The sequence below is a fragment of the Haemophilus sp. SZY H8 genome (assembly GCF_018829755.1).
Taxonomy (GTDB): domain Bacteria; phylum Pseudomonadota; class Gammaproteobacteria; order Enterobacterales; family Pasteurellaceae; genus Haemophilus; species Haemophilus haemolyticus_K.
On the sequence record NZ_JAHKJY010000001.1, the window covers coordinates 416,882 to 440,764 of the forward strand.

Consider the following 23,883-nt stretch of genomic DNA (forward strand, 5'->3'; position numbering starts at 1 on the left):
CTCCGTTATGATCAGACAAACTGACCCAATATATAAAACCTAAATTCTCTTTATTGTAGATGAAAAATCAAAATAATCAAAATTCTGACCGCACTTTATTGACAATTTTTTTAATTCCTTGCCAAATTGGCTGCCAAACACCACTCTCTGAATCATCACTACCCGAAATTAAATCATCATCACTATTGCTTTGATTATATTGTAATAATCCTACTACTGTAGAATATTGTGGACGACTCACATAATCCGTTAAACCAGTAATATTTAACGGGCTACCAATACGTACTTGGCAATTAAATACATCTGAAGCACATTCTTTTAAATCTTCAATTTGTGCGCCACCACCGGTAATCACAACACCTGCAATTAATTCAAATTTAATATGTTTTGCTTCTAATTCTTTCTTTAATTTATCTAATTCATCTTTTACTACACCTAAAAGTTCAGTATAACGAGCAGATGTAATTAAGGATAAATCACTTTTAGTTAAAGAACGAGGTGCTCGACCACCAATACTTGCCACTTCAATTTTTTTATCGCCATGTAAACGTGCTGGATAAAATGCACTTGCATAATTAACTTTAACACGCTCAGCTTCTGCACGTGAAATGGTACAAGCGTGTGCAATATCATTTGTCACAATATTCCCAGCATAAGGAATTACCTTACTAAAACGCAAAGCACCATTAGTGTAAACCATGACATTCATTGTACCTGCGCCAAAGTCAATTAAGCATACCCCTAAATCTTTTTCATCTTCAGTTAATACTGAATGGGTAGCAGCAAAACCAGAAAATACAACTTTATCAACCTGTAAACCACAACGTTCAACAGCTTTTTTTAAGTTATTTTGCCAATCTTGATGGCAAGCAATTAAGTGCACTTGAGCTTTTAATCGAACACCTTGTAAACCAAGAGGATTCTTGATATTAAATTGACGATCTACTGCATATTCTTGTGGAATAATATGTAATAAAGATAATCCTTCTGGCAATTTAATCGAACTTGCAGTGTGAAGTGCCGCATCAATTTCATCTTGTGTTACTTCGCGATCAGAAATAGGTACAAAGCCGCTTTCATTTAAGCTTTGAATATGCTCACCTGTAATTGCTAAAGTCACACTCATAATTTGGCAGTCTGCCATGGATTCAGCGCCTTCAATCGCACGTTGAATCGAATTGACGACAGCATCAAGATCAGTAATACTGCCACGATCAATACCTTTTGATGGGCAACTTCCCATCCCAAGAACATTTACCACGCCATCAGGGAAAACTTCCCCAACAACTGCGACAACTTTTGACGTGCCAACTTCTAATCCTACAATCGTTTTTGCTTCCACACCTTTAACCATTTTTGCACCTAGTTATTTTTATTTATCTGCCATACCTACAGCAGCACCTGCCGTATATCGTAAATCTACATAATCTATTTTTTTATTTTCAGGTACATCAATTTGTGGATAAATCGTTACAAAGCGCTCCAGTTTCGATTTCCACTCACCTCTGCCTAATCTTAACACAATATCATTATCAAGCGTAACCTGCCATGCACCACGCTCATCAATTGTCATGCCTTTTGCCATTAAATTCTTGGCTTTAAAATCAGCATAAATTTGATTCCATGCCTCCAAAACTTTTAAGCTTTGATAATCTGGCCCTCCTAAATAAGGTAACGTTTGCTTATTCAACCTTTCAAAAGGAAGCTGAAATACAACACCATCTTGTGTGACTAACTGGTTATGATTCCAAAATGCTACAGGCTGATATTCAGTTACCCAAATGCTTAAACGATTTGGCCATATTTTCCGAACAACTGCATTCTTAACCCAAGGCAAAGCTTCTATTTGAGCCTGAATAGGCTCAACATCCTGTCCCCAGAAGCCTTTTAACGATCCCATTTTTAATAGGCTTTCTTTTATATCTGCATCTGTCGTAAATGTTTTCTGCCCCATAAGTGCAAATGCCCCCATGGGTTTGTCATCCATTTTTTCTAAAAGTGTTTGCCAATTAATATATACGCTAAACACAAGCAAAGCGCCTAACAAAGCAAAGAAAGCCCGGATGTGAAAATAATACTTGGACTTTTTTTCGCCAAAACGAATATTCTGTGGTGTATTCCCTTTCAGAATGTTCATATTATGCACTTAACTCCAAAATTTTCACGACAAGTTGCTCAAAAGAAATCCCGACTGTCGCAGCTGATTTAGGAAATAAACTATGACTAGTCATACCTGGGTTTGTATTCACTTCCACTAAACGGAAATTGCCTTTTGAATCACACATGACATCAATACGGGTCCAACCACGACAACCTACTGCATCATAAGCACGTTTCACTAATAGCGCTAATTCTTGTTCACGTTCAGGCGTTAAGCCTGCAGGACAAAAATATTGTGTATTATCTGAAATGTATTTTGCCTGATAATCATAAAACTCTCCTTCAGGTACAATACGAATAGCAGGTAAAACCTTTCCATCTAATACCGGTACAGTTAACTCATCTCCAGCAAGCCACTCTTCAATTAAAATTGTATTATCAAATTTAAGGGCAAATTCTACCGCACTTTTTAGGGCTTCTACGGTTTTCACTTTTGTTAATCCCACACTAGATCCTTCTAAAGACGGTTTTACCATTAATGGTAAGCCCAGTCTTGCCACAACCTCTTCAGAATTAAGATTATTAAAAGTTTCACGCGTAACCACTTCCATTTCAGCGACAGGTAATCCAAACGCCCTCCATAGCATTTTTGTACGCATTTTATCCATCGTCAACGCAGAAGCCATCACGCCACAACCAGTATAAGGCAAACCAATTTGCTCTAATAAACCTTGCATTGTGCCATCTTCACCACCACGACCGTGTAAAATATTAAATACTCGATCAAAACCATCATTTTTAAGATTTGCAACTGGGTATTCTTTAGGATCTACTGGATGAGCGTTATACCCCTGATTCAACAAAGCTTCTAATACTGCTTTCCCCGATTGAAGAGACACTTCACGCTCAGCAGATGTACCGCCTAGTAATACAGCAATTTTTTCTTTTTTTAAGTTCATTTTTTATCCTGTTCGTCATTACCTAGGGAAAATATATCCTAGATTTCTTTCTATTCTATTTCATGAGAAATATAGCTGTTCCTCAACAGAGGATGATTATAAATAACCAAGAGCCTATATTAATTTTTCCAAGATTCAGCCAAACCACGAGAAATTTTACTCACACTTCCCGCACCTTGCGCTAGAATTAAATCACCGTCTTGAATAATTTGATCAAGCACATCGCCTAATTGTGATGTATCAGAAACTAAAATTGGATCAACTTTTCCCAAATTACGAATAGAACGGCAAAGTGATTTACTATCCGCACCGACAATTGCGGCTTCTCCTGCTGCATAAACATCAAGCATAATTAACGCATCAACTTGAGAAAGTACCTGAACGAAATCATCAAATAAATCTCGAGTACGAGAATAACGATGAGGTTGGAAAATCATCACAATTCGTTTATCGCCCCATCCTTCTCGTGCAGCTTTAATGGTTACACCAACTTCTGTTGGGTGATGTCCATAATCATCTACTAAACGTACTTTTCCATTAGGACGAATAAATTCACCTAATTGATCGAATCGACGACCAGCCCCTTGGAAATCAGCTAATGCTACTAAGATGGCTTCATTATCAATGCCTTCTTCTTTTGCTACCGCCAATGCTGCCGTTGCATTTAAGGCATTATGTTTACCTGGCACATTTAATAATACATTGATACGTTCACCATTTGGACAAATCACTACATAATGCCCTTGGAAACCAGTCTGTTCATAATCTTCAATGCGATAATCCGCATGCTCACTGAATCCATAGGTAATTACTTGACGACCAACTTTTGGCACAAGTTCCATTAATACAGGATCATCAGCACACATCACGGCTAAACCATAGAATGGTAAATTATGTAGAAACTTCACATAGGTGGCTTTCATTTTCTCAAAATCGCCTTCATACGTATCCATATGATCGGGTTCCATATTAGTCACCACTGAAACCATAGGTTGCAAATGTAAAAATGAAGCATCACTTTCATCCGCCTCCGCAATTAAATAGCGACTCGCACCAAGATGCGCATTTTTACCCGCAGATTTTACCAATCCTCCATTTACAAAGGTTGGATCAAGTTTTGCCTGGGTATAAATCATGGAAATCATAGCAGTAGTAGTCGTCTTCCCGTGTGTTCCTGCAACAGCAATACCATGACGAAAACGCATAATTTCAGCTAGCATTTGTGCGCGTTGAATAACTGGGATACGTTTCTCCTTAGCAGCAATAAGCTCAGGATTATCTTCATGAATCGCACTTGACACAACAACAACACTTGCGCCTTCTATATTCTCTGCCGCATGACCAATATAAATTTGCGCCCCAGCTTGCACTAAACGTTGAGTAACAACGCCATCGGCAATATCTGAACCAGAGATTTGATAGCCCTCATTTAATAAAATCTCAGCGATACCACTCATTCCCGCACCACCAATACCAATAAAATGGATTTGTTGTACACGGCGCATTTCAGGAATAATTTTTCTAATTTCTTCGTGGGAATGTTTCATTTATATTTCCTTTTTGACCTATTGGCAAAATACTAAAGTGCGGTTAAAAACTCACAATGTTTTTGTTATTACTTTGAATTTTCAATGATTACATCTGCAACTCGTTGCGCTGATAATGGTGTTGCCATTTCTTTTGCTTTGATTGCCATTTGCAATAAATTTTCACGTGAGAAATTTTTTAAATAGTTCACCAAAATATCAGGCGTTAAATCAACTTGCTCCACAATTTTTGCGGCACCAACATCAGCCAAATATTTAGCATTCAAATATTGCTGGCGATCTTTATGTTGGAAAGGTACAAAAATAGCTGCTGCACCAACTGCAGCAATTTCGCAAACCGTTAATGCACCTGAACGACAAATCACCACATCTGCCCAAGAATAAGCTTCTGCCATATCATCAATAAACTCTGTTATTTTAACTCGATGAGCATTTTCTGCATAAAGCGCTTTCACTTCATCTACTGCACCTTTCCCTACTTGATGGCGAATATCTAATTTATTCTCGAGTTTAGAGAAAACTTTTGGTAACGTATGATTCAATACTCTCGCCCCTTGGCTTCCCCCTACAACTAAAACGCGTAATTTATCTCCACGTTCAGAAAAACGAATTTCAGGATTAGACATCTGAAATAAATCTTGTCTAACAGGATTCCCAACAACCTCTGCATTTGGAAAAGCCGTTGGAAAAGCCTGCAATACCCGCTTCGCAATTTTAGCTAACCATTTATTCGTTAAACCCGCTATCGCATTTTGTTCATGCAAAATTATCGGTACACCACAAAGTTTTGCAGCAATACCGCCAGGACCTGACACATACCCTCCCATGCCAAGCACGGCATCAGGTTTCTCATGTTGAATAATTTTTTTTGCTTGTAGGATTGCGCGTAAAATAGCAAAAGGTGCAGTAAGTAAGGCTTTTAAGCCTTTACCACGCAATCCTGAAATTTGAATAAAATAAATTGGAATACCGTACTTAGGTACAAGCTGGGCTTCCATCCTATCTTTTGTACCTAACCAACAAATATCCCATCCTTGTTTCTGTAAAGTTTGTGCGACAGCTATTGCTGGAAAAACATGTCCGCCAGTCCCACCGGCCATTACTAATAATTTTTTATTTTTCATCTTTATGTCTCTAATCATCACGCAAACGTGCCTGGCCAGCTCGGAGTAGGCGATTTTCATGATCTATACGTAATAAAATACCAATCGTTGCTGACATAATAATAATACTAGAGCCACCATAGCTGACAAGAGGGAAAGTTAAACCTTTAGTTGGTAACATACCAAGAGCCATACCTAAATTGACAAATCCTTGGAAAAAAATCCAAAAGCCAATTCCTAATGCAAAAAAACCTCGAAAACGTTGCTCTAATATCAAAGACTCTTTACCAATTTTCAAAGCGCGAAATATAAGTAATCCCAATAAAGTGACAACAATAATAATACCAATCAAGCCAAACTCTTCGCCAATAATCGCCATGATAAAGTCTGTATGCGCTTCGGGTAAATAATCTAGTTTTTGAATTGAATTACCCAGTCCCTCACCAGTAATCTCACCTCGACCAAATGCCATAAGAGAATTAGTTAATTGGAAACCTGTACCGTATGGATCTTTAAAAGGATCTAAAAAACCTGTAAATCGTTTCAAACGATAAGATGCTGAAATAATCAACCATGCACCTAGTACCCCCCCTGTAGCCACTAATAAAACAAATTGAAAAAAGTGTGCGCCAACAATAAATAGCATACAGAAAGTTATTACAAAGAGCACCACGGTACTTCCCATATCTGGCTGAACCAACAGGAACATCCCCATTACACCCATAACAATAAATGGCTTCACCGCACTAAATTTACGACCACGTACTTCATCATAACGACGAGTAAAATAGCTTGCTAAAAAACAAGTTAGGGCTAATTTTGCAAATTCTGCAGGCTGAAAATTCAAAATACCTAAAGAAATCCAACGTTTAGCACCGTTTACCGAAGTGCCAATAAATAACACAGCTACGAGCAATACTACCGCAACCCAGAAAATTTTTGCATGCCATCTTTCTAACCTTTCAGAAGGTAAATACAACATGCTGTAGCAAGTTGCTAAAGATAAGCAGACATAGAGTGCATCACGTTTGGCAAAGTAAAACGGATCATTGAATAGTCTTGAGCTATAAGGAATGGAAGCGGATGTCACTGCAATAAGACCAATCAAAAGCAAAATTACAAATAGCCAGAATAGAGCACGATCATATAATAGTCCTTGTGGGGTAATACGAGTCCACTCATCGTAATTTTTTTTGAGCTTTTGTAATAATTCCATATATTCTATACGTTATTAAGTTGAGCCAAACGTGTAAATTCTTCACCACGTTTTTCAAAAGAGGTAAACTGATCTAAACTTGCACAAGCAGGAGACAATAATACCATATCACCTACACACAATATAGGGCGTAAAAATTCAATTGCCTGCCCCATTGTTTCAAATAAGTGACTTTGTGGAGAAAGTTTCGCTAATTGTGAACCATCTCGACCAAAACAATAACAAATAATGTGTGGTTGATTAATTAATTCAGCTAATTCTGAAAAATCAGCTCCTTTTCCATCACCGCCTAACAACAAATGCAATTTGCCTTCCACATAAAGGCCAGCTAATGCGGCAACTGTACTCCCCACATTTGTTGCTTTAGAATCATTAATCCAACGAATGCCATTAGCCTGATACGCTAATTGAAAACGATGGTCTAGCCCTTTGAAATGACGAAGTGCGGTACGAATTGAATCTAAATTAATACCAACAGCTTGTGCCAATGCCGTTGCCGCCAAAATATTCATATAATTATGGCGACCGACTAATGTTGCTTCTTCACAAGGCAAAATTACTTCATCTTTTGCCATTAAGTATTGCTTGCCGTTTTCCGTTTTTAGCCAATAATCTGCTGACTTTTCCGCAAAAGAAATGGTTTGTTTCGCTTGATTTTCATCTTCACCAAAAGTCAGCTTATCCTCATTATTCAAAACGCCGACCTCAGCATTATGATAAATGCGTAATTTTGCTTGGCGATAATCTTCTAAATCCACATAACGATCCATATGATCTTCAGTCACGTTTAAGACAGTTGCAGCCGCAGATTTTAAGCTGTAAGTTGTTTCAAGCTGAAAACTAGACAGCTCTAATACATAAAGTTCACAATCTTCATTCAACAATGACAAAGCGGGAATCCCAATATTTCCCCCCATACCAACTTTCACACCAGCAGCTTTCGCCATTTCATAAACCAAGGTAGTCACAGTACTTTTTCCATTTGAACCGGTAATCCCGACAATTGGCTTCGTCGCCGCACGGCAGAATAATTCAATATCACCAATTACTTCTACGCCAGCTTTAAGTGCGGTTTGAATTTCAGGTGTTTTTACCGCAAGCCCTGGGCTGATAACGATCATATCGCTTTCCAGTAACCATTCCTGATTTAAACTACCAGTATGAAGAGGGATATTTTGAGGAAGTTTATCAACACCAGTAGGATTTTTTCGGGTATCAATCACTCGAATATTAGCCTGTTGGGATAAGAGATAATCCACGCAAGAAAGACCTGTTTTGCCAAGCCCGATGATAGTAATATTTTTGTTTTGATAGGCGTTCATTTTCTTTCTTCTTAATTGCTATAAATTCTAAAATTATATTATGGATGGAAATATAAATTTCCTTTACTAACGTAAAAAGGTCGCCCTTTCAAAAACTGAAAGAGCGAACCTAGCTATATTTATTAACGTAACTTCAAGGTTACCAATCCCATCAACACCAACATTAAGGAAATAATCCAAAACCGAATAATGACTCTTGGCTCTGGCCATCCCTTCAATTCAAAATGATGGTGAATCGGTGCCATTCTAAAAATGCGTTGTTTGCGTAACTTATAAGATCCCACTTGCAAAATAACAGAGAGCGCTTCAACAACAAACACCCCGCCCATTATCACAAGCAAAAATTCCTGACGAACTAGGATTGCCACGACACCAAGCGCGCCGCCTAATGCAAGGGAACCTACATCGCCCATAAAGACTTGTGCTGGATAAGTATTGAACCATAAGAATCCTAGCCCTGCACCAACAATGGCTGTACAAAATACAACCACCTCAGAACTATATTTAATGTATGGGATGTGCAAGTATTCTGCGAAATTCACGTTACCCGTCGCCCATGCAATTAACGCAAACGCACCTGCGACAAGCGCGGTTGGCATTATCGCCAATCCATCCAAACCATCTGTTAAATTCACCGCATTACCGGTTCCAACAATCACAAAGTAAGACAACACAATATAGAACAAACCTAATTGAGGCATAATGTCTTTAAAGAATGGAATCACTAAACGGGTGGCATCAGTGTCGTGGCCAAGCCAATAAAGCCAAAGGATTGCCACTAATGCCACAACAGACATCCAAAAATATTTCCAACGCGCAATCAAACCATCCGTGTTTTTACGGGTAATTTTACGGAAATCATCCACAAAACCAATTGCACCATATCCAAATAATACAAATAAGCAAACCCAAATATAAGGATTAGCAAGATTTGCCCATAATAACGTACTTACGCCAATAGAGAATAAAATCATCACTCCGCCCATAGTGGGGGTGCCTTTTTTTGCAAAGTGACTTTCAGGACCATCATTTCGCACTTCTTGGCCAAACTTTAAGATCTGTAAACGTTTGATCACTTTTGGACCAATCCAAAGTGAGATAAAAAGTGCGGTTAATAATGCAAGAATTGCACGGACGGTAATATAAGAAATCGCATTAAATGCGGTTTCATAACGAATAAGATATTCAGCAAGCCAGACTAACATTTAATTTTATCCTTTAATGAATAAATCACATCTTCCATTTTCATTGAGCGCGAGCCTTTTCCTAGCACCACGACTTTGTTATTTTGTTGTAATTGTGTTTCAATCAATGGCACAAGAAAATCAACCATTTCCACCTTATCAGTAAAATGCTTACCCGAAACAGCCTCAGAAATAACCGCACTTTCGTTGCCATAAGAACAAACTAAATTTAAATTTGCCGAGTTGGCATGTTGTCCTACTTCACGGTGAATAGCGAGAGAGTTTTCCCCCAACTCTTTCATATCACCGACACACAAAATACGGAAAGCTTCATAACTTTTTAGGACATCAATGGCAGCACACAGAGAATCTTTATTTGCGTTATAAGTATCATCTAATAACAATAAATTAGGCGTTACTTGAATTGGGAATAAACGTCCTTTCACTTGTGAACGTTGTTCTAATCCAGCTTTTACATCCGTAAGGGTTGCACCGACATTCATCGCAAGTGCGGTAGCAGCCAAGGCATTTTTTACATTATGTTCACCAAGGTAAGGTAAGTTAATCTCCATTTCACCTTGTGGGGAAATAAGTGTAAAAGTGGAGCCTTGAGCAGTATGATGAATATTTTTTGCAGAATAATCTTTACCGTTGAAATATTGAATTTCATGTTCACCGATTTCTTTTTGCCAAAAATCTAAATGGTTATGTTCTGCATTAATAATCGCCACGCCATTCGATGTTAAACCACGATAAATCTCACCTTTAGCTTGTGCAACGCCCTCTAAAGAACCAAAGCCCTCTAAATGCGCAGGCGCAATATTATTAATCAATGCGGCATCAGGTTGAGCTAATTTTGTGGTGTAATCAATTTCACCTTGATGATTTGCACCAAGTTCGATCACAGCGAAACGATGTTTTTCTGTTAAGCGAAGAAGGGTTAAAGGCACACCAATATCATTATTAAAATTACCATTGGTAAAAAGTATTGCTTCCGAATCACCAGCAGTATGTTGCAAAATACTCGCCGTCATTTCTTTTACCGTAGTTTTACCAGAAGACCCTGTCATCGCGACAGTACGCGGATTAATTTTCTCACGTAACCATTTTGCAAGTTCGCCCAAAGCAATTCGAGTATCCTTAACCACCAGTTGTGGAACAGAAATGGAAGAATTTTCTTGCTGAACAACAACGGCTACCGCACCTTGTACTACCGCTTGTTCAAGATATTGGTGAGCATCAAACTTTTCGCCTTTCAACGCAAAAAATAAACTATTTGATACACTTTTTCGGGTATCTGTATTAATTTCTTCAACTTGCACATTTTTATCGCCAATTAATTTAGCTTGAAGAATCTGTGCTAATTGTTCAGTAGAGAGTTTAATCATAATTTAATTGTTATTATTTTACTTTAAAAAATCATGTGCTACATCTTGATCAGAAAATGAAATCACTTCATTACCAATAATTTGATAATGCTCATGACCTTTACCCGCAATTAAAATTACATCATTTTCAATAGTACTTTCAATTGCAAATTGGATAGCTTGTTCTCTATCAGGAATAATACCCACTTTATCCATATTAATAAAACCAGAAACAATATCATCCTCAATTTGTTTATAAGGCTCTGATCGCGGGTTATCTTTTGTCACGATAACTTTATCAGCAAATTGTTCTGCCACTTTTGCCATTAATGGACGTTTACCTCGATCGCGATCACCGCCACAGCCAAAAATGCACCATAATTCACCTTGACAGTGCTCCCGTGCTGCAAGTAATGCCTTCTCTAATGCATCAGGGGTGTGAGCATAATCAACGATGACCGTTGGCTTGTTTGGATACTGAATCATTTCCATTCTTCCACATACTCCTTTCAAAGATTTCGCCGTAGCGAGTAAATTTTCCAATGGGTAACCAAATGATAATAACGTGGTCATCACTAATAACAAATTGCTTACATTGAAAGCACCGATTAATGGACTATGCAATACGCCATTACCCCAGCTAGATTCAAAAGTAATCTCTGCGCCTTGAGCATGATAGTGGATATTTGTTGCCTTCATCCATTGATGTGAGTTTGCTTGGAAATCGGTGCTTGTACTAACTGCAATCGCATCAGGCAATTCACTTAACCATTGGCAGCCAATCTCATCATCCACATTAATCACTTTAATTTGCGTATCTAATTCGGTGAATAAGCGTTTTTTAGCGGAAGCATAATTTTCCATTGTTTGATGATAATCAAGATGATCACGAGTTAGATTTGTAAAAATAGCGGCCTTAAAATGTAATGCTTCTACTCGATATTGGGCTAAACCATGTGATGAAACCTCAATTGCAGCGAAATCGGCTCCATCTTGTCTAAATTTGGCAAGGGAAGACTGAAGTTCTACCGCAGACCCTGTCGTATTCTTAGCCTCAACTACGGCACCTAAAAGTCCATTACCAATTGTTCCCATTACTGCCGCACGATGGCCTAATAGCTCCGCCCATTGTGCTGATAATTGAGAAATAGTAGTCTTGCCATTTGTCCCAGTTACGCCAACAAGCGTTAATTTCTTAGAAGGCGAATCATAAAAAATATCTGCCAACAACGAAAGATGGCGTGCAAGTTGATAAAACTTAACTACTGGCACATTCCCAATAAATATTACTGTTAAATGCTCGCTAGATAATTCCGTCTCAGAAAGCACCGCACTTGCACCAAAGTGAATAGCCGAATCAATAAATTGATTTCCATCGACTTGATGTCCTTTTATTGCTACAAAAAGATCCCCTGTTTTAACTTTACGGCTATCCAATACCATATTATGGAGTTCTATCTCATCCTTTAATTCAGGTAAATCAAAAAGTGCGGTGAGTTTTTTCATTATTTTTCCTTAATTCATTTTTTCATTCTTACGCTCACCAACATATACAATGCGTTTCGCACTTTTCATTGTTTTTTCTGTTGGTTCCGCATCTTGTGGAATTCCGTTAGCACGTAATGCATAACCCATAATACTAGAGAACACAGGAGCTGAAACCGCACCACCATAATATTCCCCAGCTTTTGGATCGTTAATCAAAATGACTAAGGCATAACGTGGATCACTAATTGGTGCAATCCCCGCTGTGAATGCAACGTATTTATTCACATAATGACCATTCTCTAATTTACGTGCTGTACCCGTTTTTACACCAACACGATATCCTTCAACCATCGCTCGCTTATTTTTAATCGCTACTTTTTCTAAAATACCGACAATATCCTTCGTGATTTTTTCAGAAAAAACTCGTTTCCCTATTACAGGTGGATCAACTTTTGTAATAGAGAGTGGACGATAAATACCGAAGCTACCAAGCGTTGCATAAGCTCTAGCTATTTGGAGTGGTGTTGCAGTAATACCATAACCATAAGAAACCGTTGCACGTTCAATATCCGCCCAACGTTTACGATTGGCATTTAAAATCCCAGCCTGTTCACCAATCAATCCCAAATCTGTCGACTTACCTAAACCTGCATTTTGATAGGTTTCCATCAAGGCACTTGGGGGCATACGTAACGCAAGGCGACTTACACCACGGTTACTTGAATTAATTAATATTTCATCTAATGTTTGTTGCGCACGTGGTGCTACGTCTACAATTTCTTTTCCACTTACTGTAAAAGACCCCGTATTAATAACTTCATCACGACGAACTACACCACGTTGAAGTGCAGTTAACACAACTAAAGGCTTTACAGTAGAACCCGGCTCAAAGGTATCCGTAATAGCACGATTACGCATTAATTCTGATTTAACGCCAACACGATTATTCGGGTTATAGGATGGCGCAGTAGCCATGGCTAATACTTCTCCTGTACGAACATCAACTAATACAGCTGTACCTGATTCAGCATTATTTTCTGATACCGCTTTTTTAATTTCACGATACACCATAGATTGTAATTTTTCATCAATACTTAACGTAACATCTTGCGCATCATATTTTTTTTCATCAGAAATGTGTTCAACAATGTTACCTCGCTTATCTTTACGTACTGTGCGTGAACCATCTTTCCCCACAAGCATGGTATTAAAACTTTTCTCTATCCCTTCTATACCATTCCCATCAATATCAGTATAACCAACTAAATGTGCAGCTTCTTCTACACGTGGATAAAAACGACGATGTTCAGTTTCTAAGAAAACGCCTTTAACGTTTAATTTTTTAATATAATCTGCTTTATTTGACTCTACTTGACGAGCCAAATACAAATAACCTGATTTTGAATTTTTCTCAATTTTTTTAATCAAGTCATTGCTACTCATTCCTATCTCTTGTGCTAATGCATTAATACGCTCTTTATCCGCTAAAGCATCTTCTTTTAACATCGTTTTGGGATCAGCTACTATTGCACTCATCGGGACACTTACTGATAATAATTGCCCATTACGATCTAAAATTGAACCACGCACTGAAAGAATTTCATCTTTACGTAACGAGCGTTTATCTGCCTCGCCAGATAAGGTATCAGCATTAATAGATTGGACATAACCAGCACGAGCTACCAATGCACACAAACCAAGAAAAACAAAAAATACCGAAATAATATAACGTCCACGCATAAAACATTTATCAAACACCATTTTCGGTTTGTTATGTTTCACGGCTTCAGGTGCGGTTAATTTTCTAATTGTTTTTTTAGACTTATTTGATTTACGAGAAGAATTGAATTTAACCATCTTTTTACCTATTATTCTCTAATCTCAACTTCTTGTTCTGTCGTTAAAGGTTTCATTTTTAAAGTACCTACAGCAATAGATTCTACTCTTGTGCTATCCCCTTCAGTCGCTTCCTGCACCTGTAAATTTCGATATTCATTTTCAAGCGCTTGCCGTTGTAAAATAAGTGCACCATTTTCAGAAATTAACTGACGTGTTTTATGCGTCACCCAAATAGCGCCCATTGCGGATACCAAAATTGCTATTAATAAGAAAACAATTAACTTATTTGAAGAAAATAAATCTTCAACTAAAATCTGCTGTAACGGATAACGAGGTTTATTATTTTCAGACATCACTAAATTCTCTCCGCTACACGCAATACTGCACTTCTTGAACGAGGATTTGCTTGAATTTCCGCCTCACTTGGTTGAATTGCTTTACCAATTAGTTTTAATTTCTGATTACGTTGAATTTGGTCTTCTCGCAATGGTAAACCTTTAGGGATATCCTCACCTTTACTTTGTTTTTTCATAAAATGTTTCACCATTCTATCTTCCAAAGAATGGAAACTAATAATTGATAAACGCCCTTCTGGCGCTAACATGTCTAAAGCAGAATTGAGTACACTTTCCAATTCGTCTAGTTCTGAATTGATGAAAATACGAATGGCCTGGAAACTACGAGTCGCAGGATGTTTATGTTTATCTTTAAAAGGTACCGCTTGTGAAATAAGCTCAGCTAATTGACTAGTACGTGATAAAAATTCTGTGCCATTTTTGGCCGCACTTTTGTTGTAATCAACAATAGCAGTGGCAATACGTTTAGCAAAACGCTCCTCGCCAAAAGTTTTCAAAACCCAAGTTAAATCCTCAACCGATACTTGTTTTAACCATTCTGCTGCTGATAAACCTTGAGTCGTGTCCATACGCATATCAAGTGGGCCATCTTTCATAAAACTAAAACCACGTTCTGCTTCATCAAGCTGGGGAGATGACACGCCAAGATCAAGCAAAATACCATCAATTTTGCCAACCAAATTTAATTTTTCACAAATTTCAGGAATATGAGAAAAGCTGTTATGTTCAATCTGAAAACGTGGGTCTTGAATTTTTTGAGCTTCAGCAATGGCTCTAGGATCGCGGTCAACGCCAATAAGACGACCATTTGGGGATAATTTAGAAAGGATTAAGCGAGAATGTCCACCACGGCCAAAAGTACCGTCAATATAAATTCCATTTTCCTTCAATGCCAAGCCATTCACGGCTTCGTGAAGTAAAACTGTGATATGTTCAGGTGAAGAAAAGGAATTTTCGGTATCCATAAATACAATATAAAAGTAAAAAACGGTGAATCATTTTCTATAATGAGAAATCTTTCAGAGCCTCAGACGCAAAGTCTGCACTTGAACCAATTTCCATATCTTCTTCAATTTGAGCATGCCATTCTACAGCACTCCAAATTTCAAATTTATTAAGTTGTCCTACTAACATTAAACCTTTTTCTAATTTTGCATGTTGGCGTAATGGTCCACTAAGCAAAATACGGCCCTGAGCATCCATCTCACATTCAGTGGCATGACCAAGCATTACTCGTTGCAAACGGCGTTGGGTAGGATCAAAATTAGAAAGTTCGAGAAGTTTTTGTTCGATTTTTTCCCATTCATCAAGGGGATAAAGTAAAAGACAAGGTTGGCGAATATCGACGGTACAAACCATTTGCCCTTGGTTCTTTTCAAGAATTTCAGAGCGATAGCGGGTTGGGATCGCTACGCGTCCCTTAGAATCTAAATTAACCGCTGTTGCACCACGAAACATATTACGCCTTCAAAATTAAACTTATTTTGAGAAATTTTTCTAAAAATCTCCACAAAACACCACTTTTCTCCACATCTACGTAAGTTTATAATTTGTTTGCTTAAGTTGCAAGCGATTATCCCTGATATAACCCTATTTTTTATCAAAATAAAAAGCCGTTTGAGAAAATATCCCAAACGGCTTTTTTCAACCAGATGTTCTTAATTAATTATTCACATAAGCTTCTTCGTCACGATCACCGAATGGTTTAAGTAACGTAAAGAATAATATGATACATACTACTGTTGTTGCCAAACCTAAATATACTGACAATTGATAATCTAAGTGGAAACCAATTGGATTGTAATATAAATAAGTTGCACACACTGTGGTAATAAACCAAGCAGGAATAGAAGCAACCCAATGGAATTTATGATAACGATATAAATATGCAGCTGCTGTCCATAACATTACCATTGCTGTCATTTGGTTTGCCCAAGTGAAATAACGCCATAATACGCTAAAGTCAATGGTTGAAACAAAATAGCCTAATACGAATAGTGGTACAGCAATTAATAAGCGTTTAGATAATGAACGTTGGTCAATATGGAAAATTTCCGCTAATTGTAAACGAGCAGCACGGAATGCGGTATCACCAGAAGTGATAGGTAAAACAACCACACCTAACACAGCAAAAATACCACCAACAAAACCTAAGAAATGTAATGAACTGTCATATACAACTTTAGATGGTGATCCTGCAGAAATTGCATCTTGTAATGCTTGTGGATTTTCATAGAATGCGAGACCAACCATACACCAGATTAGCGCAATTACACCTTCAGCAATCATTGCACCGTAAAAGATAAAACGACCTTCTTTTTCATTTTCAGCACAACGCGCCATTAAAGGAGTTTGAGTTGCGTGGAAACCAGATAATGCACCACAAGAAATAGTTAAGAACAACAATGGCCAAATTGGAACATCACCCTTCACTTGGAAGTTTTGTGTGAATTTCTCTAAAGTTAAACCTTGACCATCTGCATTGATAGTACGGAAGAACTCAATAGGATCAACAGCACTAAAGTGTGCAGAAACTAAGCCATACACCATACCCACAGACATAAATAGCAATAATGCGCCAAAAAGCGGATAGATTCGACCGATAATTTTATCGATCGGTAATAAAGTCGCAAGAATATAGTAAGCAAAGATAATAATCGTCCAAACTGCAACAACAGTTGCTTTATCCATTCCCCATACTTTGATACCACCGGCTTCAACTGCATGATGAACAGCTTCAGCATCACCTAATTGTAACGCTCCTTGAGATGCGCCCAATAAGTCCATGGTAATCGTACCCATTAATTGAGCTGGGCTTGATACAAACACAACACCTACTAATAATAAAAGTACAAGCGCTAATGTGTTAATAAATACTTTTACAGGGCGACCTAAGAATTTACCGGCTAAATATGGCATTGTTGCACCACCATGACGGATACTCAACATACCGCAGAAATAATCATGTACTGCCCCAGCAAAAATACAGCCTAGTACAATCCATAACATCGCGACAGGTCCGTATAATGCACCAAGAATAGGGCCAAAAATTGGGCCAGTACCAGCAATATTCAACAATTGAATTAACCAAATCTTAGTTTTTGACATTGGCATATAATCCACACCATCATTTATTTGATAGGCTGGTGTTTGACGTTTTGGATTAATGACAAAGATTTTTTCGATAATTTTTCCATAAATAAAGTAACCAAGAATAAGAATGGCTACACAAAAGAAAAACCACAACATAGAAATACTCCTCAAAAGATGGGTAATAATATTTAGATATACTCTAAATTAGCGGCCGTATTCTATGTCAAATTGATAGAAATCAAAAATTGAATTTAAGAGTTTTTTTAAAATTTGTGACTTTTATCACATTTATTAATAACACTATTTACATTAAAAGAATAAAACAGATTGATACTCTCAAAGTTAAATACACCCTCCACAGCTCCCGCAGCGCCAATCGGCCTGATTTACTGCTTGATAAAATGCTCTCATTATATTTTCCTCTAAAGGAATATTATGCTCAATAAATACATCAGAAAGCCATTCAATATTTTCAACAATCCAATCATCCTCACCCAATCCCTCGCGATAAAGCTCATCTTCAGGATCCATAAAATTATAAATATTTTCTGTTCCCATATCTTTATCTTGGCGCTCTCGAGGTAACACGACGGGTAAACCAAGATATTTAATTTCCCAATGTCCCAAACATAATGTATGTCCCTTAGATGACCAGTTAACTTGGAATGGATTATTATTCATGTTGAATTTTTATAGAAAAAGTTGAAATGTGTAATGAGTATAGAATGAAGTAAAGAAAATTCCCATACTAAGTACCGGGTATTATTTCAACTAAAATTCACTTATAAATGACACTTAGGCTAATATTTTGCCCAAAACAAAGTGCGATTAAAAATATTTCTTTTTTAACCGCACTTTGATCTTATGAAATTATCGTTTAAACATTCCGCCTAAACCACCAAGACCGCCCAAGCCTCCGCCCATTAAGCCTTGCATTCCACGCATCATTTTAGCCATGCCACCTTTACGCATTTTCTTCATCATACGTTGCATTTCATCGAATTGTTTAAGTAATTTATTGACATCTTGCACTTGAGTGCCAGAACCTAATGCAATACGACGACGGCGAGATCCTTTGATAATATCTGGGTTGGCACGTTCTTTTAAGGTCATAGAGTTAATGATCGCTTCCATTTTGACAAACATTTTGTCATCCACTTGATTTTTAACGTGATCAGGCAAATTTTTTGCACCGGGTAATTTCTCAAGCATAGACATCATGCCACCCATTTTTTTCATCTCGATAAGCTGTTCTCTGAAATCATCTAAAGTGAAATCATCGCCTTTCTTGAATTTCTGCGCCATTTTTTCTGCTTTTTCACGGTCAACAGAACGTTCAAGATCTTCAATCAGTGAAAGCACATCGCCCATACCCAAAATACGGGAAGCGATACGGTCTGGATGGAACGGCTCAAGCGCTTCTGTTTTCTCACCCACACCCAAGAATTTGATTGGTTTACCAGTGATTTGACGAATTGATAACGCCGCACCACCGCGTGCATCACCGTCCACTTTTGTCAAAATAACACCTGTAAGCAGCAATGCTTCATTAAAGGCTTTTGCCGTATTGGCTGCATCTTGACCAGTCATCGCATCTACGGTGAAAAGGGTTTCGATTGGATTTAACGCTGCATGGACTTGCTTGATTTCATCCATCATTTCTGTATCAACGTGCAAACGCCCTGCCGTATCCACAATCAATACATCGTAGAATTTCAGTTTTGCATCAGCAAGTGCCGATTTAGCAATATCAACTGGGTTTTGTTTAACATCCGATGGGAAAAAATCCACGCCAACGGACTGAGCCAAAGTTTCAAGCTGCTTAATCGCAGCTGGGCGATATACGTCGGCAGAAACTACTAACACTTTCTTTTTATGGCGTTCACGCAAGAATTTTGCTAATTTACCCACGCTGGTGGTTTTACCCGCACCTTGTAAACCCGCCATTAAGATAACCGCTGGTGGTTGAGTTGCTAGGTTTAAACTCTCATTCGCTTCACCCATGGCTTTTTCAAGCTCACGCTGAACGATTTTTAAGAACTCTTGCCCCGGCGTTAAGCTTTTATTGACTTCTTCCCCAAGCGCGCGTTCTTTTACTTTTGCGATAAATTCACGCACCACAGGTAAAGCAACATCTGCTTCAAGTAATGCCATACGCACTTCGCGTAAGGTTTCTTTAATATTATCTTCCGTTAAACGGCCTTTTCCCGTGATATTGCGTAAAGTTTTAGAAAGGCGATCCGATAAATTATCAAACATAACTCGTAATCCTGTTTTTTTCTAAAAAAATTGCCTTGATTATACCGAAATTTAGGCGTTTTTCATCATTTCAAATAAATTTATAGCGAATTGTGTGTGAGAACGATAAAATACGAACCATTCCCAAACAGAGAAAAGAAATTATGTGGTTTGCTATTTTTTCGATTTTATTTTATCTAATTAGTGTGTTGATGATCGCTCCTTTACTTACGTCCGTAGAAAACACACAACATTCTCCGAAAAAAACACCGTTGTTTTTTACCTCACTTTTTGCGATAGCATTACACGGTATTACGCTTTTCCCTTCCTTGAAGGAATTAGCTGAAGAGCATACATTCACATTAATTCAAATTAGTTCATTAATGAGTGTTAGCATCTCTGCCCTTGCAGTATTTGCTATTTTATCAGTGAATTCTATCTGGTTCGTTTTACCTATCGTCTTTGCCTTTTCAATTTTTAACTTAATTTTGGCAACATTTATACCAAGTCATTTTATTCAATTACTCAATCAAGATTCTGCGATGTTATTTCATATAGGCTTATCAATATTTACTTATGCCGTATGCTTTATTGCCATGCTTTATGCAATCCAACTCAATTGGATTGATCGTTCATTAAAAGCCAAAAAAACCAACTTTTCTCCGATTATACCTTCTTTAATGACCGTAGAACGTCATTTTGCAAGGGTATTTGCTTTTGGTGAATTATTATTAACACTGACATTAATTTCAGGTATTTATCATTCTATCAATGCATTAACTGCGGAAAATATTCACAAAGCACTATTTTCATTTTTTGCTTGGATAGTCTTTGGCATCGCACTTTTTGGTCATTGGAAAAAAGGATGGCATGGAAAAAGGATGATAATTTATGCAATTTCAGGTATTATCTTACTCACGATTGCTTATTTTGGCAGTCGGCTGATTTAAAAATAAGGGCGAATTCAAATTCGCCTTTATTATTCCATAGGGCATAACTTATTACATAAACTTAATTAGCTAGACTAATTTATGCTTCAATAAATTACGCCCTATGATGTGATTAACGAACAAAAGGATTTTCCCTTGGACAGTATTCCCCTTAGTACTTTATTTATTATTCTCATTATCTGTTTAGTGTTATCTGCATATTTTTCTGGCTCAGAAACCGGACTACTCTCTCTCAATAAATATCGTCTTCGTTTTCTATCCGAACAAGGCAATAAAGGCGCACAAAAGGCAGAAAAACTGTTAGAAAAGCCAGATACCTTGTTAAGCTTTATTCTTATTTTTAATAACCTTGTGAATATCAGCGCATCAGCGATTGCGACCATGATTGGTATGCGTTTATACGGTGATGCGGGCGTGGCGATTGCAACAGGTTTGCTCACTTTCGTGATGCTTGTATTTTCTGAAATTTTCCCCAAAACGGTGGCTGCAATGCACGCGGAAAAAGTCGGTTTTGTTTCCAGCCACATTTTGACGGTATTACTTAAAATCTTCTATCCGTTAGTTTGGCTGATGAATATTTTTACCAAATCATTAATGCATTTGGTGGGATTAAAACCCGATATGCAAAAACAAGTAATTAGCCGTGAGGAACTTCGTAGTATCGTATCAGAAGCGGGTGAAGCGACACCTGATGAACAACATCCACAAATGTTGCTTTCTATTTTAGATATGGAAACTGTCACCGTTGATGACATTATGGTTCCGCGCAACGAAATTGGCGGCATTGATATTGATGATGACTGGAAAGCCATTATGCGCCAACTCAATCACGCAGCACATAACCGCGTTGTGCTCTACAAAGGCAGCCTTGATGAACAAGTGCTTGGTATTTTGCGCGTGCGTGAAGCATTCCGCTTACTGCTTGAAAAAAATGAATTTACCAAAGAAACCTTAATTCGTGCCGCTGATGAAGTGTATTTCATTCCTGAAAGCACGCCATTAAAAACTCAACTTGCGAATTTCCGTGCAAATAAAGAGCGCATTGGCTTAGTGGTGGATGAATACGGCGATATTAAAGGGCTTGTAACTTTGGAAGATATTTTGGAAGAAATCGTTGGTGATTTTACCACTTCCACCGCCCCAAGCATTGACGAGGAAGTAACGCAACAATCCGACGGTTCCATGATTATTGATGGCTCTGCCAACCTACGCGATCTCAACAAAATGTTTAACTGGGAATTGGATACTGAAGATGCCCGCACGTTTAATGGTTTAATCCTAGAACACTTAGAAGAAATTCCCGATGAAGGAACAGTTTGCGAAATTGATGGCTTGCAAATTACCATTCTTGAAGTGGGCGATAATATGATTAAACAAGCGAAAGTCGTCAAACTTTAATAATAAAAACTCAAACAAATTGAACCGCACTTTTGACTTAGATCATAAGTGCGGTTCTTTTTTTGCGCATTTTTTAGAAAACATTTTTATAATTATTTATAGGTATATCTTAATAGAAAAAGAAAGATATGGAACACGAATATCAACGGGCGGTGACTCGCGTGTGCGTACAAACGGCACTGCTCTTGTTACAACATGGGGCAGAAAGTACCGTGGTGGTGCAAATGGCGCAGCGTTTAGGCATAGCACTTGGCGTAGAAAGCGTAGAATGTGCGCTTACGGCAAATGCAGTGGTGCTGACGACCTTATCTGATAATCATTGCATCACCACCGCACGAAAAAATACGGATAAAGGCATTAATATGCAAATGGTTACTGATGTTCAGCGCATTGTGATTGCCGTTGAACATCATTTGTATGACTTAGAAAGCGCACAAAGAAAACTGGATCAATTAAAACCGCTAAAATATAACCGATGGTTAGTGGTATTCATGATAGGCTTATCTTGTGCAGCATTCGCCCATTTATCTGGCGGAGACTGGGTGATTTGTGGCATCACCTTTGTGGCTGCAGCCATTGCAATGTTTGTGCGACAAGAATTTTCTAAACGGCACTATAATCCTCTAATTGTCTTTTCCATCACCTCTTGTGTCGCCTCGCTGATTTCCGGCGTGAGCTTAAAATATAACTTAGGCAACGATCCTCAAATTGCTTTAGCGTCTAGTGTGTTATTACTGGTGCCGGGGTTTCCGCTGATTAATTCTTTGGCAGATATATTAAAAGGTTACGTCAATATGGGATTAGGCCGTTGGACGATTGCGACAGTTCTCACTTTTGGCGCATGTCTTGGCATTGTATTCGCTTTAAGCGTATTACATATTACAACTTGGGGGCATTAAAATGTTATTAGATATAACAATATTTATATTGAAATTACTCGATGATATGTTATTTGCCGCAATTCCAGCTGTGGGCTTTGCTTTAGTATTTAATGTACCGCCCAAGGCCTTAAAATATTGTGCAATTTTAGCCGCACTTGGGCATGTGACACGCACATTATTACTGCATATTAATATGCCTATTGTATTTGCCACTTTCTTTGCCACTTGCGTAATTGGTTTTTTAGGCGTGCATCTTTCCCATCGTTATTTAGCCCACCCCAAAGCCTTCACAGTTGCCGCAATTATCCCGATGATCCCCGGTGTTCATGCCTATAAAGCAATGATTTCAATGGTACAAATTCATCATTTCGGCTTTTCTGATGCTTTATTTGAACAAATGATTAGCTCCTTTATTAATACCAGTTTTATCCTAGGAGCAATAGTATTTGGATTAGCTTTGCCTGGATTATTGTTTTATCGACAAAAACCTGTGGTGTGACACTAAAATAGTTCAACAAAAAACCGGCCTAAGCCGGTTTTTGTACTATTCTTGTGATTTTTTCTTAAGGTATTCATAAAGCTCATCTTTAATCCGTAATTTTTCTTTTTTCAAAGCCTCAATTTCCATATGAGTGGCGAGCTGAATGTTTTCCTGCATATTCTTAATTTCATGATCTAATTCGTTATGCTTTTCAAAAAGACGATCGAAATAAGCATCATTACTTTTAAGTTTGGTGATTAATTCTCGGTATTCGGGAAACATAGCATTGCTCCTATAGTGGTTTTAACTGGTTTCAGTTTACTACATTCGCCCCAAATAAACAGAAAACAATCTTAAAAAT

The 23,883-nt window shown here is 37.9% G+C and carries 22 protein-coding genes; 4 read left to right on the forward strand and 18 right to left on the reverse strand.

Annotated features, from left to right (window positions below; translation table 11 throughout):
- Positions 1–76 precede the first annotated feature (76 nt).
- The 17 genes from ftsA to ffh form a co-directional block, all read right to left on the reverse strand.
- Positions 77–1,354 carry a cell division protein FtsA gene (gene ftsA / locus KKW16_RS02000; protein ID WP_048954118.1) on the reverse strand — a complete coding sequence of 426 codons (1,278 nt, stop codon included), beginning with the start codon at positions 1,352–1,354 and terminating at the stop codon, positions 77–79.
- Between the two features lie 18 nt (positions 1,355–1,372).
- On the reverse strand, positions 1,373–2,137 hold the full coding sequence (locus tag KKW16_RS02005; protein WP_048954119.1) for a cell division protein FtsQ/DivIB: 765 nt from the start codon (positions 2,135–2,137) through the stop codon (positions 1,373–1,375).
- 1 nt (position 2,138) lies between these two features.
- Positions 2,139–3,059: a D-alanine--D-alanine ligase gene (locus tag KKW16_RS02010; protein ID WP_048954120.1), complete on the reverse strand. Its 921-nt coding sequence runs from the start codon at positions 3,057–3,059 to the stop codon at positions 2,139–2,141.
- 119 nt (positions 3,060–3,178) lie between these two features.
- Positions 3,179–4,606: a UDP-N-acetylmuramate--L-alanine ligase gene (murC, locus tag KKW16_RS02015; RefSeq protein ID WP_048954121.1), complete on the reverse strand. Its 1,428-nt coding sequence runs from the start codon at positions 4,604–4,606 to the stop codon at positions 3,179–3,181.
- Positions 4,607–4,674: 68 nt separating this feature from the next.
- Entirely contained in the window at positions 4,675–5,730 is a 1,056-nt protein-coding gene (gene murG, locus KKW16_RS02020; RefSeq protein ID WP_048954122.1) for an undecaprenyldiphospho-muramoylpentapeptide beta-N-acetylglucosaminyltransferase, read from the reverse strand.
- A gap of 10 nt (positions 5,731–5,740) precedes the next feature.
- Positions 5,741–6,925 carry a putative lipid II flippase FtsW gene (ftsW, locus tag KKW16_RS02025; protein WP_048954123.1) on the reverse strand — a complete coding sequence of 395 codons (1,185 nt, stop codon included), beginning with the start codon at positions 6,923–6,925 and terminating at the stop codon, positions 5,741–5,743.
- A gap of 5 nt (positions 6,926–6,930) precedes the next feature.
- Complete coding sequence (gene murD, locus KKW16_RS02030; protein ID WP_106013402.1) at positions 6,931–8,247, reverse strand: UDP-N-acetylmuramoyl-L-alanine--D-glutamate ligase; 1,317 nt, start codon at positions 8,245–8,247, stop codon at positions 6,931–6,933.
- A gap of 122 nt (positions 8,248–8,369) precedes the next feature.
- Entirely contained in the window at positions 8,370–9,452 is a 1,083-nt protein-coding gene (gene mraY / locus KKW16_RS02035) for a phospho-N-acetylmuramoyl-pentapeptide-transferase (protein WP_048954125.1), read from the reverse strand.
- On the reverse strand, positions 9,446–10,819 hold the full coding sequence (gene murF, locus KKW16_RS02040) for a UDP-N-acetylmuramoyl-tripeptide--D-alanyl-D-alanine ligase (RefSeq protein ID WP_048954126.1): 1,374 nt from the start codon (positions 10,817–10,819) through the stop codon (positions 9,446–9,448). The genes mraY and murF overlap by 7 nt, the downstream gene beginning before the upstream one ends.
- Before the next feature lie 18 nt (positions 10,820–10,837).
- The gene (gene murE, locus KKW16_RS02045) at positions 10,838–12,304 is read right to left on the reverse strand and encodes a UDP-N-acetylmuramoyl-L-alanyl-D-glutamate--2,6-diaminopimelate ligase (RefSeq protein WP_215767868.1); all 1,467 of its coding nucleotides are present in this window, start codon (positions 12,302–12,304) and stop codon (positions 10,838–10,840) included.
- Positions 12,305–12,313: 9 nt separating this feature from the next.
- On the reverse strand, positions 12,314–14,143 hold the full coding sequence (locus KKW16_RS02050) for a penicillin-binding transpeptidase domain-containing protein (protein WP_048954128.1): 1,830 nt from the start codon (positions 14,141–14,143) through the stop codon (positions 12,314–12,316).
- 11 nt (positions 14,144–14,154) lie between these two features.
- Positions 14,155–14,478: a cell division protein FtsL gene (ftsL, locus tag KKW16_RS02055; protein ID WP_048954129.1), complete on the reverse strand. Its 324-nt coding sequence runs from the start codon at positions 14,476–14,478 to the stop codon at positions 14,155–14,157.
- 2 nt (positions 14,479–14,480) lie between these two features.
- On the reverse strand, positions 14,481–15,446 hold the full coding sequence (rsmH, locus tag KKW16_RS02060) for a 16S rRNA (cytosine(1402)-N(4))-methyltransferase RsmH (protein WP_048954130.1): 966 nt from the start codon (positions 15,444–15,446) through the stop codon (positions 14,481–14,483).
- 37 nt (positions 15,447–15,483) lie between these two features.
- Positions 15,484–15,939: a division/cell wall cluster transcriptional repressor MraZ gene (mraZ, locus tag KKW16_RS02065; protein WP_048954131.1), complete on the reverse strand. Its 456-nt coding sequence runs from the start codon at positions 15,937–15,939 to the stop codon at positions 15,484–15,486.
- Positions 15,940–16,143: 204 nt separating this feature from the next.
- A complete protein-coding gene (locus KKW16_RS02070) occupies positions 16,144–17,730 on the reverse strand; it encodes a carbon starvation CstA family protein (protein WP_048954132.1) in 1,587 nt (528 codons plus the stop codon).
- A 186-nt stretch (positions 17,731–17,916) separates the two neighbouring features.
- Complete coding sequence (locus KKW16_RS02075; RefSeq protein WP_048954133.1) at positions 17,917–18,255, reverse strand: PM0253 family protein; 339 nt, start codon at positions 18,253–18,255, stop codon at positions 17,917–17,919.
- Between the two features lie 189 nt (positions 18,256–18,444).
- Positions 18,445–19,833 (reverse strand): signal recognition particle protein, encoded by a 1,389-nt coding sequence (ffh, locus tag KKW16_RS02080; RefSeq protein ID WP_048954134.1) that lies wholly within the window; start codon positions 19,831–19,833, stop codon positions 18,445–18,447.
- A 143-nt stretch (positions 19,834–19,976) separates the two neighbouring features.
- On the opposite strand from ffh, the gene KKW16_RS02085 reads away from it, so the two are divergent.
- The 4 genes from KKW16_RS02085 (at position 19,977) to KKW16_RS02100 (ending at position 23,540) form a co-directional block, all read left to right on the forward strand.
- Positions 19,977–20,762 carry a cytochrome C assembly family protein gene (locus KKW16_RS02085; RefSeq protein ID WP_048954135.1) on the forward strand — a complete coding sequence of 262 codons (786 nt, stop codon included), beginning with the start codon at positions 19,977–19,979 and terminating at the stop codon, positions 20,760–20,762.
- 135 nt (positions 20,763–20,897) lie between these two features.
- The gene (locus KKW16_RS02090; protein WP_005626318.1) at positions 20,898–22,160 is read left to right on the forward strand and encodes an HlyC/CorC family transporter; all 1,263 of its coding nucleotides are present in this window, start codon (positions 20,898–20,900) and stop codon (positions 22,158–22,160) included.
- Positions 22,161–22,288: 128 nt separating this feature from the next.
- Entirely contained in the window at positions 22,289–23,059 is a 771-nt protein-coding gene (locus KKW16_RS02095) for a threonine/serine exporter family protein (RefSeq protein WP_048954137.1), read from the forward strand.
- A 1-nt stretch (position 23,060) separates the two neighbouring features.
- Positions 23,061–23,540 (forward strand): threonine/serine exporter family protein, encoded by a 480-nt coding sequence (locus KKW16_RS02100; RefSeq protein WP_005628250.1) that lies wholly within the window; start codon positions 23,061–23,063, stop codon positions 23,538–23,540.
- Between the two features lie 45 nt (positions 23,541–23,585).
- On the opposite strand, the gene KKW16_RS02105 is transcribed toward KKW16_RS02100, so the two are convergent.
- Complete coding sequence (locus KKW16_RS02105) at positions 23,586–23,804, reverse strand: HP1242/YdcH family protein (RefSeq protein ID WP_005628252.1); 219 nt, start codon at positions 23,802–23,804, stop codon at positions 23,586–23,588.
- Positions 23,805–23,883: the final 79 nt, after the last annotated feature.